The sequence below is a fragment of the Candidatus Thiosymbion oneisti genome (assembly GCF_900092655.1).
Classification (GTDB): Bacteria; Pseudomonadota; Gammaproteobacteria; order Chromatiales; family Chromatiaceae; genus Thiosymbion; species Thiosymbion oneisti.
The window spans coordinates 1-15,919 of sequence record NZ_FLUY01001390.1 but is presented as its reverse complement, the minus strand read 5'-3'; the positions used below and the strand labels follow the sequence as shown (position 1 = coordinate 15,919).

The 15,919-nt window shown below is 58.0% G+C and carries 13 protein-coding genes; 8 read left to right on the top strand and 5 right to left on the bottom strand.

The features are described from left to right. Positions 1-272: 272 nt before the first annotated feature. Positions 273-890: a PIN domain-containing protein gene (locus BQ17_RS14355; protein ID WP_089728197.1), complete on the top strand. Its 618-nt coding sequence runs from the start codon at positions 273-275 to the stop codon at positions 888-890. A 24-nt stretch (positions 891-914) separates the two neighbouring features. On the opposite strand, the gene BQ17_RS14350 is transcribed toward BQ17_RS14355, so the two are convergent. After that, the gene (locus BQ17_RS14350) at positions 915-1,862 is read right to left on the bottom strand and encodes a Gfo/Idh/MocA family protein (protein WP_089728195.1); all 948 of its coding nucleotides are present in this window, start codon (positions 1,860-1,862) and stop codon (positions 915-917) included. A gap of 43 nt (positions 1,863-1,905) precedes the next feature. After that, complete coding sequence (locus BQ17_RS14345; protein ID WP_089728193.1) at positions 1,906-3,435, bottom strand: glutamate synthase-related protein; 1,530 nt, start codon at positions 3,433-3,435, stop codon at positions 1,906-1,908. Positions 3,436-3,925: 490 nt separating this feature from the next. Here BQ17_RS14345 and BQ17_RS22780 point away from each other — a divergent pair, with 490 nt between their 5' ends. Genes BQ17_RS22780 through darG form a run of 3 tightly spaced genes read left to right on the top strand, consistent with a single transcriptional unit; the run spans position 3,926 to position 5,628 of the window. Next, the gene (locus BQ17_RS22780) at positions 3,926-4,330 is read left to right on the top strand and encodes a DUF4433 domain-containing protein (protein ID WP_218068283.1); all 405 of its coding nucleotides are present in this window, start codon (positions 3,926-3,928) and stop codon (positions 4,328-4,330) included. Further along, a complete protein-coding gene (locus tag BQ17_RS22775) occupies positions 4,278-4,568 on the top strand; it encodes a DUF4433 domain-containing protein (RefSeq protein ID WP_256091616.1) in 291 nt (96 codons plus the stop codon). The genes BQ17_RS22780 and BQ17_RS22775 overlap by 53 nt, the downstream gene beginning before the upstream one ends. 13 nt (positions 4,569-4,581) lie before the next feature. Then, positions 4,582-5,628: a type II toxin-antitoxin system antitoxin DNA ADP-ribosyl glycohydrolase DarG gene (darG, locus tag BQ17_RS14335; protein WP_089728190.1), complete on the top strand. Its 1,047-nt coding sequence runs from the start codon at positions 4,582-4,584 to the stop codon at positions 5,626-5,628. A gap of 21 nt (positions 5,629-5,649) precedes the next feature. On the opposite strand, the gene treZ is transcribed toward darG, so the two are convergent. Beyond that, the gene (treZ, locus tag BQ17_RS14330) at positions 5,650-7,500 is read right to left on the bottom strand and encodes a malto-oligosyltrehalose trehalohydrolase (RefSeq protein ID WP_218068281.1); all 1,851 of its coding nucleotides are present in this window, start codon (positions 7,498-7,500) and stop codon (positions 5,650-5,652) included. Between the two features lie 4 nt (positions 7,501-7,504). Then, positions 7,505-9,649 carry an HAD-IIB family hydrolase gene (locus BQ17_RS14325; RefSeq protein WP_089728188.1) on the bottom strand — a complete coding sequence of 715 codons (2,145 nt, stop codon included), beginning with the start codon at positions 9,647-9,649 and terminating at the stop codon, positions 7,505-7,507. Positions 9,650-9,792: 143 nt separating this feature from the next. Between BQ17_RS14325 and BQ17_RS14320 the strand changes: the two genes are divergently transcribed. Together BQ17_RS14320 and BQ17_RS14315 are read left to right on the top strand one after the other, a co-directional pair. After that, a complete protein-coding gene (locus BQ17_RS14320; protein WP_089728187.1) occupies positions 9,793-10,098 on the top strand; it encodes a sodium:solute symporter family transporter in 306 nt (101 codons plus the stop codon). Beyond that, positions 10,038-10,508 carry an SLC5/6 family protein gene (locus BQ17_RS14315; protein ID WP_176722437.1) on the top strand — a complete coding sequence of 157 codons (471 nt, stop codon included), beginning with the start codon at positions 10,038-10,040 and terminating at the stop codon, positions 10,506-10,508. Before BQ17_RS14320 ends, BQ17_RS14315 begins: the two co-directional genes overlap by 61 nt. Here the strand turns inward: BQ17_RS14315 and BQ17_RS14310 are convergent. Beyond that, positions 10,505-11,125: a DUF2934 domain-containing protein gene (locus BQ17_RS14310; protein ID WP_089728183.1), complete on the bottom strand. Its 621-nt coding sequence runs from the start codon at positions 11,123-11,125 to the stop codon at positions 10,505-10,507. The genes BQ17_RS14315 and BQ17_RS14310 overlap by 4 nt on opposite strands. A gap of 452 nt (positions 11,126-11,577) precedes the next feature. Between BQ17_RS14310 and BQ17_RS14305 the strand changes: the two genes are divergently transcribed. Beyond that, complete coding sequence (locus BQ17_RS14305; protein WP_256091615.1) at positions 11,578-13,308, top strand: alpha-amylase family protein; 1,731 nt, start codon at positions 11,578-11,580, stop codon at positions 13,306-13,308. Positions 13,309-13,620: 312 nt separating this feature from the next. Next, complete coding sequence (locus BQ17_RS14300; protein WP_218068280.1) at positions 13,621-15,726, top strand: DEAD/DEAH box helicase; 2,106 nt, start codon at positions 13,621-13,623, stop codon at positions 15,724-15,726. Positions 15,727-15,919: the final 193 nt, after the last annotated feature.

The window sequence follows — 15,919 nt, the reverse complement described above, 5'->3', positions numbered from 1 at the left end:
AAAATGGTCAGCGCTGACCATTTTGCCGCCGGCCGGGCAGCACAGGCCCCCGGCGATTTCTTCCTGGACGGGGTCCAAATTTAAGAAAAATAATCCTGTTAATCCTGATCATCCTGTTAATCCTGTCCTATTAGCGGTTGGCACGACGATCACTTCCCCCTTCATCATTCCGCATTCATCACTCATCACTAACCCTCCGCGCCCGTGCTTCACAAGACGACGGGCGTCGATCCTCGTATCCTGCCCCCCAACATCCTCCCGAGAGGACCCCTGTGGGCACGATCGCCGTATTCCGCGCCGGCACCCGCCGCGCCCTGGACGGTCAGGAGTACACCCTGACGCCGGACGACTGCGCCGGGGTCGCCGCCCAATCTACGGAGAAAACTGTGGGTGATCCGAACAGACACTTTTCGGTAGTGGCCGATGCCGGCCCCTTGATTGCCCTGGCGCGCATCGGTCGGCATGATTTGCTCGCCCGCCTTTACGGGTCAGTCGTGGTACCTACCGCCGTCATGGAGGAACTCCAACTCGATTCCGGTCGGCCAGGTGCAAGAGCCTTGGGGGTAGCCCTGACTGCCGGATGGTTGGAAGTAATGGCGGCTCCAACTGATACATTCGGGCTCAAGCGGTTGCTTAATCCCGGCGAGGCCGAGGCAATCCTGCTCGCCGAGAAGATCGCTTGTCGCGTCCTGCTCATCGACGAGCGCCGCGGCCGTGTCATTGCCCGACGCCAAGGCATTCCCGTCGTTGGCATTGGAGGCTTCCTGATAACCGCCAAACGCAGGGGAGTGATCGAGTCAGTGACCACAGAGCTGGAACATCTCACCGAGAATGGCTATCGCCTCGCTCCGGTGCTGGTAAAGGAAATCCGGCGATTGGCCGGGGAGTAACCATACCGAAATGGACATGGCTTTTCAGCTTCCGGTGTTGGTCCGAATACCTGATCGCACTTCGAGGGCTACCTTCAGGGCCTCGAGTCCGACCCGACCGTCGACGAGTGGAGGACGGGAAGCTCGCACGCATTGGACGAAGGTCTCGAGCTCCCGGTCCAGGGGCTTGACCGGCTCGATCTCGATGCGTTCACGCACGATCTCGGGTCGCTCTACGCCCCGAGTCTCCTTGGGATAGGCGATGTCGATCGTCTGGGTGATAAAGTCCAGGGACAAGTAGCCGCTGGGCTGAAACACGCGGATACGCCGCATCTTCTTGTCCGAGACCCGGCTGGCGACCACGCTTGCCACCGCCCCGTCGGCAAACTCCAGACGGGCGTTGGCAATGTCGATATGCTCGGTCAGCACCGGCGTGCCCACCGCCGCGATGTGCCGGATCGGCGAGCCCATTAGCGCAAGGATGATATCGATGTCGTGGATCATGAGATCCGAGATGACATCCACGTCCGCTACCCGCTCAGTGAAGCCCCCCATGCGTTGGGCCTCCATGTAACGGGGCGCGGAGATTCTCCGGGCCAACGCCATGACCCCCGCGTTGAAGCGCTCCAGATGGCCGATCTGCAGGATCGCACCGGACCGCGCCGCAAGCCGTACGATCTCCTCGCCTTCCTCACCTGTGGCGGCAATCGGTTTTTCCAGCATCATGTGGACCCCGCGCCGCAGGAAGGGAGCCGCCACCTCCAGATGGACACTCGTGGGGGCAACGACACTCACGGCGTCCACCCGCCGGAGGAGCTCCTCCGCGTCGGTGAATGCGGAACAACCCACCTCCGCCGCTACGGCATGCGCACGATCGGCGTCCGGGTCCACGACCCCCACGAGTGCCACCTCGGGCATGCGGGAGTAAATTAGGGCGTGGAAGCGCCCCAGATAGCCAACACCCACAACGGCGACACGGAGCTGATTCGTCATTCAAGATCCCCCGGTTGGGTGGATGCCTTTCGCCAATCGAAAACTAGGAAGGATACCCGTTCACCCCACCGAATCTCACTCCCGAGAGGTCACTCATTTCTTTCTTCCAGGTCGTTAAATCCCTCAGAGAGAATTGGCTGAAGTGGCGATGGCCACACGCCCGAGCCAGAAGCTTCATAAGCTCGACCGAAGACTCAAGAAACCGCGCCAGTCTTTTTGATGCGACCCCAGGATCGACCTGTTTCCTAAGTTCGGGCCTTTGAGTCGCGATTCCTGCGGGGCAATTATTGGTATTGCACATTCGGGCGGCGACACATCCGATAGCCTGCATTGCTGCGTTGGATAGGGCGATTCCGTCAGCTCCGAGACAGAGGGCCTTGACGAAATCGGCCGGGGTCCTGAGGCCACCGGTGATGATTAAGGAAACATGACCATACTCATTCTTGTCCAGGTAGCTCCGGGCCCTCACCAATGCCGGAATGGTTGGAACGGAGATGTGATCCCTGAAGATCAACGGGGCCGCACCGGTTCCGCCGCCGCGTCCATCGAGAATGATGTAGTCGGCTCCGGCCTGTATAGCAAATTCAATGTCTTCTTCAATATGTTGGGCCGAGAGCTTAAACCCGATGGGAATGCCTTTGGTCAAGGCTCGGACCCGGTCCCCGAACGTTCGAAAATCATCGACGGATGATAAATCAGAAAATGTCGCCGGTGAAACGGCATCGGTTCCTTCCTCCAGCTGCCGAACTGCGGCAATCTTGCCCTTTACCTTGTTTCCCGGTAAATGACCTCCGGTTCCCGTCTTGGCACCCTGTCCGCCCTTGAAATGAAAGGCTTGTACTTTCGGCAGCAAATCTTCCGAGTATCCGAATTTTGCCGACGCAAGTTCATAGAAGTATCTGGAACACTGAGATTGTTCTTCCGGGAGCATCCCACCCTCTCCCGAGCAGATGCCCGTACCAGCCAACTCCGCGCCCCTTGCCAGGGCGACCTTGGCCTCCTCAGACAGGGCCCCGAAACTCATATCAGACACCAGGAGTGGAATCTTGAGGACGAGCGGTTTTTCGGCGTTCCTGCCGATAATGAGATCAGTTCCGATCTCCACGTCATCGAGAAGCGGTTTAGTTGCCAGCTGTGCGGTCAGGATCTGAATATCGTCCCATTTGGGGAGTTGTGGACCTGGAATGCCCATGGCTCCGACCTCGCCATGGTGCCCGGTTTTGCTCAACCCATTCTCTGCCAGCTCATGAATAAAGGCGACCTGGGGCTCTTCCGGTGTCGGGGTGGCCAGGTTCGGCGTCTTTGTTTCTGTACCTTGGTCCAATGGTCTCTCGCCGATGGATTTATGGCTGCCGTCGCAGTAGGGTGGATGCTTGGTCAGCTTGCACATGCATAGATAGGCAGCTTCCGATTCCTCCGCCTTAAACGGCTTTGGCGTGAAAGATGAGCCCTTATGACTTCCGTCGCAAAAGGGCTGCTTGGCCGATTTTCCGCATGCGCACCAATAATAGGTTTCACCAGCCTCGAGCCTTGTTTCAATGGGCTTATTGTCCGCAGCAATGGGTTTTTCCATATCGTTCTCCCCAGAGATGTCGGTATGCTGTCAGAACCAGTACAATAGTAGAGTTGTTCCGTTTGTTCAATTTGTTAATTTGTTGATTTTCAATACATTCTCATATTCCATAGGCCGACTGAGAGCAAAAAGAACCGATTCTTTCCACTCCCAGCCGGCCTTGGAATTTAGAAACACCCTGAAACATCAGCAAGTTATCGACAGGAACAACTCTAGTATCGAAGTGCCGATAGCACGGGAATCATTTTTTACCGCAAATGAACGCCAATAACGCAAATCGTCGAAACCGACTCGCGTCTGAACCGCTTAAGACGCTAAGGACGCAGAGAAGGCGCTAACAAGTCGGTTTCTGGACTAACACTCTGTGCGATCAGGGCAGACCGGATCACTGCTACAGCGGCTGGCGACCGGAGACCGGAAGCTGGCTGCAACTGTTGGATAGGGAGAACGCCGACATGGTTGAAGATGGAGCGGAAATAGAGGTCGAGGCATGACAGTACCGACGCAGCCGAAAGTTTACCACATCGTGCATGTAGATCGGTTGCCTTCGATCATTCAGAGCAAAGGGCTATGGTGTGATGCGGAGATGGTGAAACATCCAGGGCTGGGTACGACCATAGGGATGAATACGATCAAATCACGGCGTCTCTATGAACTGACATTAAATAGCCGCCCAGGATTATATGTGGGTAATTGTGTGCCGTTCTATTTCTGTCCACGCTCGATCATGCTCTACCTGATCCATCGCGGTAATCACCCAGAGCTTTCGTATCGCGGTGGCGAAGACCCAATCGTGCACCTGGAGTTCGATCTTCGTGACGCCGTTGCATGGGCCGAAGCGAATGATCGGCGTTGGGCTTTCACACTTTGCGAACGCGGGTTCTTCTTTTTTTGAAGACCGTTGTGATTTGTCGCAGTTGGATGAAATCGACTGGGAGGCTGTACAAACCAGGAATTGGCAATCCTCCAAGGATGCCAAACAGGCAGAGTTTTTGGTAGAAACCAGTTTTCCCTGGGAGTTGATTGAACGTATTGGGGCACGTACAGATCTAACCTATCGTCAAGTAGCCCATGCACTGGTTGCGAGCGATCACAGGCCGCGATTAGAGATAAAAACTGACTGGTATTATTGATGGGGATCTCAGAATGATCGAATACAAGACAGGCGACATCCTCACCGAGGATGCCGAGGCCATCATCAATACCGTCAACTGTGTCGGCGTGATGGGGCGTGGTATTTCGCTCCAATTCAAGAAGGCATTCCCGGAGAACTTCCAGGCCTACGCCGCTGCCTGCAAGCGCGAGGAGGTTCGGCCCGGCCGAATGTTCGTCTTCGCTATGGGTGGACTGACCAACCCGCGCTATATCATCAATTTTCCGACCAAACGCCATTGGCGCGGCAAGAGCCGTGTGGAAGATATCGACGCGGGTCTCGAAGCGCTGGCTGGAGAAATCAAGAAGCGGGGTATTCACTCCATTGCTATTCCACCGCTGGGTAGCGGCCTTGGTGGATTGGAATGGTCGGAGGTGAAACGACGTATCGAAGGAACGCTTTCTAATCTGGACGATGTACGAATCATCGTCTTCGAACCCAAGGGCGTACCAGCCCCCGAGGAGATGGTTCGTAACCGGGAAGTGCCCAAAATGACTCCGGGCCGGGCGGTTTTAGTAGAGCTGATGCGCTGCTACCTTGGTGGACTGCTCGATCCGTTCGTAACGCTGCTCGAAGTCCATAAGTTGATGTATTTCATGCAGGAAGCCGGCGAACCCTTACGACTGAGTTACAAACAGGCGCCTTATGGTCCCTATGCCGAGAATCTCCGTCATGTCTTGAATGCTATCGAGGGGCATCTGATTTCCGGTTACGCCGATGGTGGTGACACGCCGGATAAGCCCCTCCAGCTCGTGCCTGGTACCACGGAGGATGCAATGGCTTTTCTTGACGGACACGCTGAGACGAGAGAACGGCTCGCTCGTGTAACCAGGCTGGTGGAAGGGTTCGAATCGCCTTTCGGATTGGAGCTGTTGGCTACCGTGCACTGGGTGATAAAGCACGAGAAGGCTGACTCCCTGGAGGCAGTGATTCACCGCATTCATACCTGGAGTGACCGTAAACAGGGGTTCACCCCGCGTCAAATTAGTCTTGCGGTCGATGTGCTGTCACAACAAGACTGGATCGCCGAATTCAATTGATCTGGAGATTTTCAGATTAGATTACGGCAGCGCCGTTTGGAGAAACCACACAACACACCAAGGCGGTAGCCGGTCGGTCGCCGAGTCGATTGTCAGACCGGGAGGATAAGTATAAAGAGGCTTGCCGACGGGAAGGTCCGTGGCCGTGACCGGCAGGGACGAAGCGTCCAGGTTGGCCAGTAAGGTCAGTATAGAACCATCACCCAGACACCATACGATTCGCAGTCCTTGCTCCTTTATCTGACGGAAATCGCCGGCGTTGCCCTCCATACCGGCTAGACGCGGAATGATTTGGTTGTGGCGCAGCGTCAACAGATTCCGATAGAACCCGAGCCAGTCGGCATGCGGTGCCCCGTTCAGGCATCCCCAATCCAGCTTGCTGCGATCGAAGGTATTCGGGTCATTGGGGTCGGGGGGTGCCCGATGTTCCAAGCGCTGGGCGAACCCCTCAAAACAGGCAAATCCCCGGCGGCGACCCGCGGCGACCGCCGCCGCCAGCTCGGGGCCGAAATCACAGAAGAACTGAAAGGGCTGCGCGGCGGCGAATTCCTCGCCCATGAACAGCAACGGAGGGGCCGGGGCGAGCAGCACCAGGGCGATTGCGGCCCGTAGCCGCTCCGGGTCGGTGAGGCAGTGGATGCGTTCCCCGAATGGGCGGTTTCCCGCCTGGTCGTGATTCTGCAGAAAGGAGACGAAGGCCACCGGCGGCAATGCTCGGCTGGGCTCACCGCGCTTGGCACCGCCGCAATAGGCGGATGGCTCGCCCTGGTAGCCGAAGCCTTGGGCCAGGCAGCGTCCCAGGTACCAGACAGGCCGGTCTTTGAAGTCCCCATAGCAACCGTCCGCCTCGCCGGTGAGCAGGATATGCAGCGCATGCTGGAGGTCGTCGTTCCATTGCGCGGTATATTGCCGCGGGCGCCCGTTCCGGTCGCGGAGCAGATAGTGCGCCGCGTTGTCATCATTCTCCAAGATTGGGTGTACGTGGCGTTCACGGCCGGGGCCTTGGCGCACGGTGGCCGCCAACTCCGCGAGGAAATCCGGCGTCGAGTCGTCCCTGATGGCATCCACCGCATCCAGCCGCAAGCCGTCGAAGCGGTATTCCTCCAACCAATAGAGGGCGTTGTGGATGAAGAAGCGGCGCACCGTCTCGCTGCCGGGCCCATCGAAGTTGATGGCTGTCCCCCAGGGCGTGTGATGGCGTGCGGTGAAGAATTGCGGGGCATACTGGTGCAGGAAATTACCCTCGGGGCCAAAATGGTTGTATACGACATCCAGCAAGACCATCAGCCCTTTGCGGTGCGCCGACTGAATCAGCGCCTTCAGGTCCTCCGGCCGGCCATAGCTGCTGTCAGGGGCGAAGGGAAGCACCCCATCGTAGCCCCAGTTGCGCGCGCCGTGGAAGTCGGCGATCGGCATCAGCTCGATGGCGGTGACACCCAGCTCGGCCAGGTAGTCCAGGCACCGGGTGACGGCGGCGAAGCTGCCTTGCGGAGAAAATGCGCCGACATGCAGCTCGTAGACGACCGCCTCTTCCCAAGGTCGTCCGTACCAATCGGCGTCGGTCCACCGCCAACTCCGCGGGTCGATGACCTGGCTGGGGCCATGCACATCGTCGGGCTGAAAACGGGACGCGGGGTCGGGCACCCGTAACCCGCCATCGATGCAGTAACGATAACGGCTCCCGGCGGTGGCCCGGTCTGTCACCAAGCCGAACCAGCCTCCCGGCTCGCCGATCAGGGGTAGGATAGATTCACCCGTGTCCTCTTCGAGGCAGAGCTCGACCCGAGTGGCCGCGGGGGCCCAGAGGCGGAAACGCACCCGACCGTCGGCCTGTACCTGGGCGCCGAAGGGCATGGGATGGACCGAGTGCATCGGATCACGAACCCGTCGTCGGAAGCTCGCAGCTCCCGAAGAAGTCGTAGTGATCGACGGCCTCGAGAATGCCGAGCGCGTAGGGTTGGCCCGCAAAGTAGATCCGCTCCAGGTCTGCGAGCTGCGACAGCTCCTCGCCATGGCGGTTGGCGACGACCACCGCCAAGGTATTGCCGCGCATCATGTCTTCGTCCGCCCCGGAGCCGCCGGCGACCAAGATCCGTTCCAGCGGGATGCCCCAGCGTTGGGCGACGTAGCGCAGCGCCTGGCCCTTGCTGGCTCGGGATGGAACCACATCGAGGAATCTGCCGAAGGACTGAATCAGGTTCGCGGTTACATCCCGGCTTCGCAGCAGCGAGGTAAGCTCCTCGATATCGGGGGGCTGATCCGGGTCGTAGTGGTAAGAGACCTTGAAGTGGGTCTGTTCGCGCTTCGGTTGGGGCTCCAGTCCGGGAAACTCGGACAGGACCCGAAGCACCGTGGCGGGTCGCCACAGATAGTCGATGTGTTCGTTCCAGTATTGGTCGCGGGCGAGCCGCGGGGCATAGTGGATCTCGGTACCGAGACTGGTGATCAGGACATCAGGGTGGGGAATGCTATGGCGCTTAAGCTCCGCCAGGGCCGTATCCAAGCGGCGACCGGTCGCGATGCCGAAGGTCGCGCACTTGCGGTGTCCGTGCATCGCTGTGACGAATTGCCGTATGCCTTCGGCATCGCCGAGCAGGCTCTGGTCGATATCCGTGAACAGGGCCCGGTCACGATACCGTTTACCGCGCTTCGGCGCCAGGGGGATGGGTTCGTGACGCTTCAGCAGTGGCTTGGCGCGCCCCAGATAGCGCTCGGCATGGGCCGGCCAGGAATAGTGCTCGCGGACCTTGACGACGCCATTGTCGCGCATGCGACGGTAACGTTTCGGATCGGTCAGCAGCTTCAGCAGGGCCTGGGCGATGGCCGCCTTGTCGAGCGGGTCGACCAGAATGCCGTTATCGCAGTTACCGATGATGTCCACCGGCCCGCCGTTCTCCGTCGCGACCAGCGGCAGCCCGCTCGCGGCTGCTTCGAGGAGGGTCAGACCGAAGGGCTCGGTGAGGGCGGGATTGACGAATATCCCACCCCGCTCGGCCGCCAGGCGATAGAGCTCCGCGACCTGGTCCTGGGGGAGGTGCTTCGGCATGGCGACGCGTCCATAGAGATTGTAGGCGTCGATCCCGATCAAGAGCTCGGTCAGCACGGAGCGCGCACCCTCGTCGAGGTCCCGGATATCGTCACGATTGCCGGCGACGATCAAGAGGTTCGCTGTTTCCCGCAGGTCGTCGGACTCCCCATAGGCCTCGAGCAGGGTCTGGTTGTTCTTGCGCGCATCCGCCCGCGACAGGGCCAGGATCAGCGGTTTGTCCGGGTCTTGCAGGAAGCGCCGGATCTGGTCGGGAACCACGCTCGGCGGATCGCCCCTGGTTGAGACTGAGGAGGCCGGCGGATAGAAGCGACTCAGATCGGTACCCGGCGGGATGACCGCCATCCGCCCGGGTTGATAGTAGTCGTAGAGACCATACTGCTCGTCGATCTCGTGGTTGGTGCTGGCAATGACCAGATCCGCACCGGCGAGCACCTCCTCTTCGGCATCGACGCGGCGGTCCATGTGGTAGGTCTGGTTGATGGTCTCCTCACTCACGCCCGCGCTCAGGAGCCGCTGGCGTTTATCCCGCCCCAGGGAGTGTCCGGTGTGGACCAGAGGCACGCCGAGCAGGTTCGACAAACGCACGCCCACATAGCCCGCGTCCGCGTAGTGGCTGTGGATCAGATCCGGCATCCGCCCCCCGGCGTTCAGGGTCGTAACCAGGTTGTCCATGAAGCCGTCGAGGTGATCCCACAACCGTTCCTTGGGGATATATTCATCGGGACCGGCGTCGATGCGCAGGATGCGCGCCTTTTGGGACAAGGGTTCGACAGGCTCGGCGTAGTCGCCGGATACCGCCGGATCGACGATCCGGCGCGTGACCAGATCCACCTGGTCCACATCGTCGCGTTCGGCCAGCGCACGGGCGAGATCGACTACGTACAGCGTCTGTCCCCCAGTATCCGCGTCGCGTCCCAACTCCAGCCCGTTCCCGCGTATCAGACCATGGATGCTCAGCAACAGGATATACATGAATCTCGGTTTGCCCCGCTCCAGTTCTACGTTTAGCCTATTAACCTACAGATTTTCGGGGGGTACGTCGAGTCGGATTCCGGTACCGCGGGGTCGATTTTATCTCCCTTCACGCATCTTTCCTTCAGGAATCAAGCGTACAAATGAGTCAATTCGACATCACCACCGCCGACCTCGTCGTCATCGGGTTTTACTTCGCGATCATCTTCGCAAAAGGTTTCCAGATCGCCCGCCGCACCCATGATGCCAATGACCTGTTTCTGGCCGGACGGCGTCTGGGTTGGCTGCCGATCGGGCTGTCGTTGTTCGCCTCGAACATCTCGTCGACGACGCTCATCGGGTTGGCGGGCGCGGCCTACGTTTGGGGCATCGCGGTCGCCAACTACGAGTGGATGGCGGCCCCCATCCTGGTGGTCTTCGCCATCGTTCTGATTCCCCTGCGCCGCTGATCGGCAGCTTCGAAGGGCTCTTCCACTATCTCCAGACGGCATTGGCCTATCTGGTGCCTCCGGTTGCCGCCCTATTCCTGGTCGGGTCCCTGTGGCGGCGGCCGGGTCCCGGTGCGGTATTGGCGACCCTGATCGGGGGCCATAGCCTTTCGATGACCTTGTTCGCGTTGAGCCAGACCGGCCTGCTGAACCTGCACTTCACCCTGGTAGCAGGGCTGATCTTCGGGGTTAGTCTGGTGATTCTGGCGCTGGCGGGTCTCATGGGCCGACCCTCCGTGCCCGCACCGCAGAGCATATGGACGGCGGCGCTGGCACGGCCCGAAGAGCCGCAACCCTGGTGGCAAGACTATCGCACGCAAGCACTCGTGCTCTTGCTGATGACCGCAGTGCTGGTATGGAGTTTTCGCTAGCGGTCCTTCCTGTCCCCGGGAGCGCTTCCGGTCACCGCCTCGGTCAAGGATTTAACGAGCGATAAGGTATTTTCTACGGCCTTTATCGACAGCTCGGCCTGTTTGGCTACTCCGTCCGTGCTCAATTCGCCCTGGGCGACGGATTGCAGCGTCTTTACGGCCTCGCTCAAGGCGTCTTGAACCAGGGCCGTCTGTTCGGATGCCAGTTCGAGCGAGCCATCCACCAGTGCTGCGTCGATAGCGGCCAGTTTTTTCATCCCCTCGTGGTGATCTCTCAACAGGGTATCGACACTCAAGCGACCTAACCCGTAACCGGCAAGCACCCCCTTGATCTGATGCGTGATCTCGGCGGGATCGCTCAGCGAAAGCACGCTACGGAAATCCGTGACATACCGAGCATCGATCTCTTCCTCGGCGTCCAGCCAATCCTGGAAGGGATTGCCGCCTACGAACCCGCGCTTTTGCGCCCGGGCATAGGCATTCTCGCGGACTCGAAGCCAACGCGCGACGGGTGAAATCATCTGTTTCTCCGTGTCGGGAGAATCGGACCCGGCCCCGGTCGGCATGGTTTTCCCTGGGGCCGTTTCGCTACTGGAGGCACTGCTTTCGATGGTCATTGCTCCGCTCTCCGAATGGATCTTCTCGATAAGTATAATCGCTTCCGCCGGTCCGAAGCACCCTGAGAAATTCAAGCCCCTGGTGCGGGACCAGGATGTCCCACCATTTTCGTGCGCTTAAGTACTGAAATAAAGGCGCTCGGCGACCAGGTCCAGCGAACATCGGAGCCGGAAATCCCCCGGAAATCCCCCAAAAATTCTATAGAAGAAAGGATTGATCCAAATCATCCAATGGATGGATGCTTATCCCGTGGACAGGGACCAAGCCGAACAGGCATATTGCCCCGCAGCAAGGAAATGGGGTAACTTTGATATACTCGGTTGCCCGGGTGCGGGAAGGGGCGGCTATTTCCCCTATTCCCTATCCACACGGCTATTTGATTTTTCAATTCGGCCGGGGTCGTCGTGAGAATCAAGAATAACAGGTTGCTATGAATACTAAGGCCACTTCCATGAATAAAGACCTTCCAAACGGGGTTATGCTCAATGCCTATCCTGACAGCATCGGCGGGACCCTATCCGATGTCGTAAGCGTGTTGGAAAGGCCGGAATTTAAAGACACCTTCTCCCTCTTCTATATTCTACCGACCTTCTTCAATAGTGACCTGGATCGCGGATTCTCCATTATCGACTACGACCTCAATCCTGAGCTGGTCTCCCGACAAGACCTGGATGTCCTTGATAGACTCAATATCAGATTGAAGTTCGATCTTGTTCTAAATCACCTTTCCGTCGGCTCCCCCCAGTTTCAGGACATGCTCGAATATGGAGACGAGTCGAAATATAAGGACTTCTTTATCGATTGGAACGAGTTCTGGCACACCCACGGCGAGCTGGGCGCCGAAGGTTACGTCATACCCAGAGAAGACTGTTTGCAGATGCTCTTTATGCGCAAGCCCGGCCTTCCGATCTTGAAAGTGCGGTTTCCGGATGGAACGGACAGGCCCTACTGGAACACCTTTTATCAGGAGGTGAAACATCAGCGGATCACCCCTCAGGATCTGGCGGGTATCGAAGGGATCGGACCGGATCAGGCAGAGGAAATTGCCGCCACTGTCAACGCCGCAATCGACGCGAGGAGGGCACCTGCCGCGATCGATTTGGGTAGGTTTTCCGATTACAGGGAAGCCGTCATTTCAGTGGTCGAGCGGAAACGCAGCTACCTGGGACAAATGGATCTCAATGCCCAATCGGAAGGTATTTGGGATTTCTACGACGAGACCTTGAAAAAGCTGCGCGACTATGGCGCGACTTTAATCAGGCTGGATGCGTTCGCCTATCTGCACAAGCAACCCGGTATGGTCAATTTCTTCAACAAGCCGGGCACCTGGGAGTATCTGGAGCGACTGAAGCGGATAGCCGATAAGTACGGCCTGATCCTCCTACCTGAAATCCATTCGGAATATGGCTACGGGCTCCATGAAGAGGTGGCGGGCAACGGATTTCCCATTTATGACTTCTTCTTTCCAGGCCTGGTGATCGATACCCTGGACCGCGGCAAAAATAAGCCCCTGCTGCGCTGGATCGAGGAGCTGACGCAAAAGGGTATCAAAACGGTCAATATGCTGGGATGTCACGACGGCATCCCGGTACTCGACTTGAAAGGGAAGGATATCGGCTTCTCGAATGAAGGACTCTTATCGAATGAAGAGATCGATGCCGTTATCGAAAGGATCCTCGACCGGGGCGGTCGAGTGAAGAACCTCTATGGCCCGGATGGAAAGAAGATCTCCTATTATCAGGTCAACGCGACCTTTTTCAGCGCCTTGGGTGAAGACGAGCAGAAGCTGCGTCTCGCCCGGGCGATTCAACTCTTCATGCCGGGTATCCCGCAAGTCTGGTATCTCGATCTGTTCGCGGGCAAGAACGATTATGCAGCAGCCGATCAGGGTGGTACCGGGGGCCACAAGGAAATCAATCGCACGGCGCTGACCATGAGCGACATCGAGCAGGGACTCGCCAAACCGATTGTGCAGGACCAACTGCGGCTCATAAGGCTGCGTAACATCTCCCCCGCGTTCAACGGCAAGCTGGAGGTTATGGATACGGAGGCCCACCGCCTGCACTTGAAATGGGAAAACAATGGAAACACGGCCATATTGAAGGCCGATCTGCGCGACTACGGCTTTAGCGTTGTCCATAAGGATGCCGCCGGTGAAGAAGAGGTGCTCTCGTATCCTTAGAAGCCATGAAGCCCGCGTAGGATGCGGTGAGTAACACGAACCGTATCAGCATGAACGAGTACAGATGCGCACAAAAACCGGAAGCAAGAACCACGAATGCACACGAATGGACACGAATATTTCCACCGGCCCCAAAAGTCCCTCTCCCGCCGGGAGAGGGGCTTTGAGGCTTAACTTAATGACATTGCAGCTATCCCCTGATGTATTACAGGTCGTGCTTGCTGTTGCCGCCGAGGTCATGCGGGAAGAGACGATAAGAATATGAAGTTGACATTTGTTCATGGCGCAAACGGCAAACCGGTTGCCAGCCGAATGCTCGAAAACTCGTTATCAAATAGCGCCGATTTCCGTGGCGAGTGCTTCTTCGGCTATCCCCTGATCGCCACGCCGGAAGGCAAGTTCGCTATCGATGCCACTTTGGTCTCACCCGACAAAGGGATCATCCTCTTTGATCTGGTCGAAGGCACCCGGTTAGGGTCCTACGGCGAGCGGCAAGACGATATCGCCAATAAGATCGAGGCACGCCTGAAGGTCCATCGTGAGCTGGTCGTCGGGCGCAGGCTCGGCGTGGAGATTCACGTCATCACCTTTGCCCCTGCCGTAACGGATACGGCACAGTATCGACAGGACGGCTATCCGATCAGCAATGCTGATACGCTTAGGAGTGTTATCGCACAACTGAGCTGGCCTGACGCAAACGAGACAAAATCTCGCGCGGTGCTGTCGGCCATCGAGAGCATCTCCTCGATTCGCAAAAGCCGCACCAGGCGGGAAGTAGTTCGTGAAGACTCCCGCGGCGCCAAACTCAAGCGACTGGAAGACGCAATCGCCACCCTCGATCATCGCCAGAACCGTGCCGTTATCGAGACAGTCGATGGCGTGCAGCGCATCCGCGGTTTGGCCGGTTCCGGAAAAACGATCGTCCTGGCGCTGAAGGCCGCCTATCTACACAGCCAACACCCAAATTGGCGTATCGCTGTCACCTTCAATACCCGATCCTTAAAGGGACAGTTCAGAAAGCTCATTAACAATTTTTGTATCGAACAGACAGGCGAGGAGCCCGACTGGACTAAGATTCGGGTCGTCAATGCCTGGGGGACACCGGGAGGGGAGGATCGCGACGGCATCTATTATGAATTCTGTCGTGCGTTCGGCACGGAGTTTTTCGACTTTCGGAGTGCAAGCAGCCGGTTTGGGGGCTCTGAGCGCGCATTCGATGGCGCCTGCCGCAAGGCACTTGCCGAGATTGGTCAGTCCACAGCCCTTTACGATGCGATACTCGTCGATGAGGCGCAGGATTTTTCGTCCGCATTCCTGCGCTTGTGCTACACGATATTGCGTGATCCCAAGCGCCTCGTGTATGCCTACGATGAGCTGCAAAGCCTGTCCGGGGAGTCACTATCCTCGCCGGAAGACGTGTTCGGCAGAGATGAGAAGGACAGACCTTACGTTACGCTGGGTAATGACCCCAAGCGAGACCTTATCCTGCAGAAATGCTACCGCAACTCGCGTCCCGTGCTCGTTACCGCCCACGCCCTCGGTTTCGGCATTTATCGGCAGTCGCCCCGGGAGCGTGAGACGGGCCTGGTACAGATGTTCGACCACCCGCGTCTCTGGGAAGAAATCGGTTACCGCGTCACGGAGGGAGAGCTTACCGCAGGACAAGGCGTCGTGCTGCAACGCACGGACGAGACGAGCCCTAAATTCCTGGAGGAACATTCGTCGATCGATGATCTGGTCGAATTCTATGAGTTTGGGAATGAAGCCGAGCAGAACGAATGGCTGATCCGGGCCATTCGGATGAACCTCGAACAGGACGAGCTCCGCCACGACGACATCGTCGTTATTCACCCCGATCCGTTCACCACCCGTGAGAAGACCGGGCCAATCCGAAGCCGGCTATTCGATCTGGGTATTCCATGTCATCTGGCCGGCGTCGATACCAGCGCCGATGTCTTTTTCAAGACCGAAACCCAATCTATTACCTTCACTGGCATCTTTCGCGCCAAGGGAAACGAGGCCGGGATGGTGTACATCATCAATGCCCAAAGCTGCCATTCACAAGGGCGGGACCTCGCCGGCCTGCGGAACCGACTGTTCACTGCCATTACGCGCAGCAAGGCCTGGGTACGGGTATTCGGATACGGACCGGGCATGGCTGCGATCAAGCAGGAATTCGAGACCCTGAAGGAGCATGCCTTTATGCTCGGTTTCGTCTACCCGACCAAGCTGCTGCTTGAAAAGCTACGGGTCGTACATCGAGATCTTTCACCGGACGAGCGTAAACGCTTGGAACGAGGGACCCGAGGCCTGAATGAGCTGGTCCGAGACCTGGAATCCGGGAAGATTCATGTAGAAGACATCGATGCGGAGACACGGGAGAAGTTAAAGAAGCTGTTGCTTGAGAGTTCGGAATGAGGGTCCCTACGCATCAATCGATCATGCGTCAGATAGACGATCTGGTCTCCAAGCTGGTCAAGTTGGGGCTAGCCGATGATTCAAACCACACTGTACCCAAGCAAATGGCTAAGAGGCTGTCTAAAAAGGGACCGTAGGCCGTAGGCTGGGTTGCGGCCAGGGACGGCCAAAACCCAGCAATAACCACAGCTGG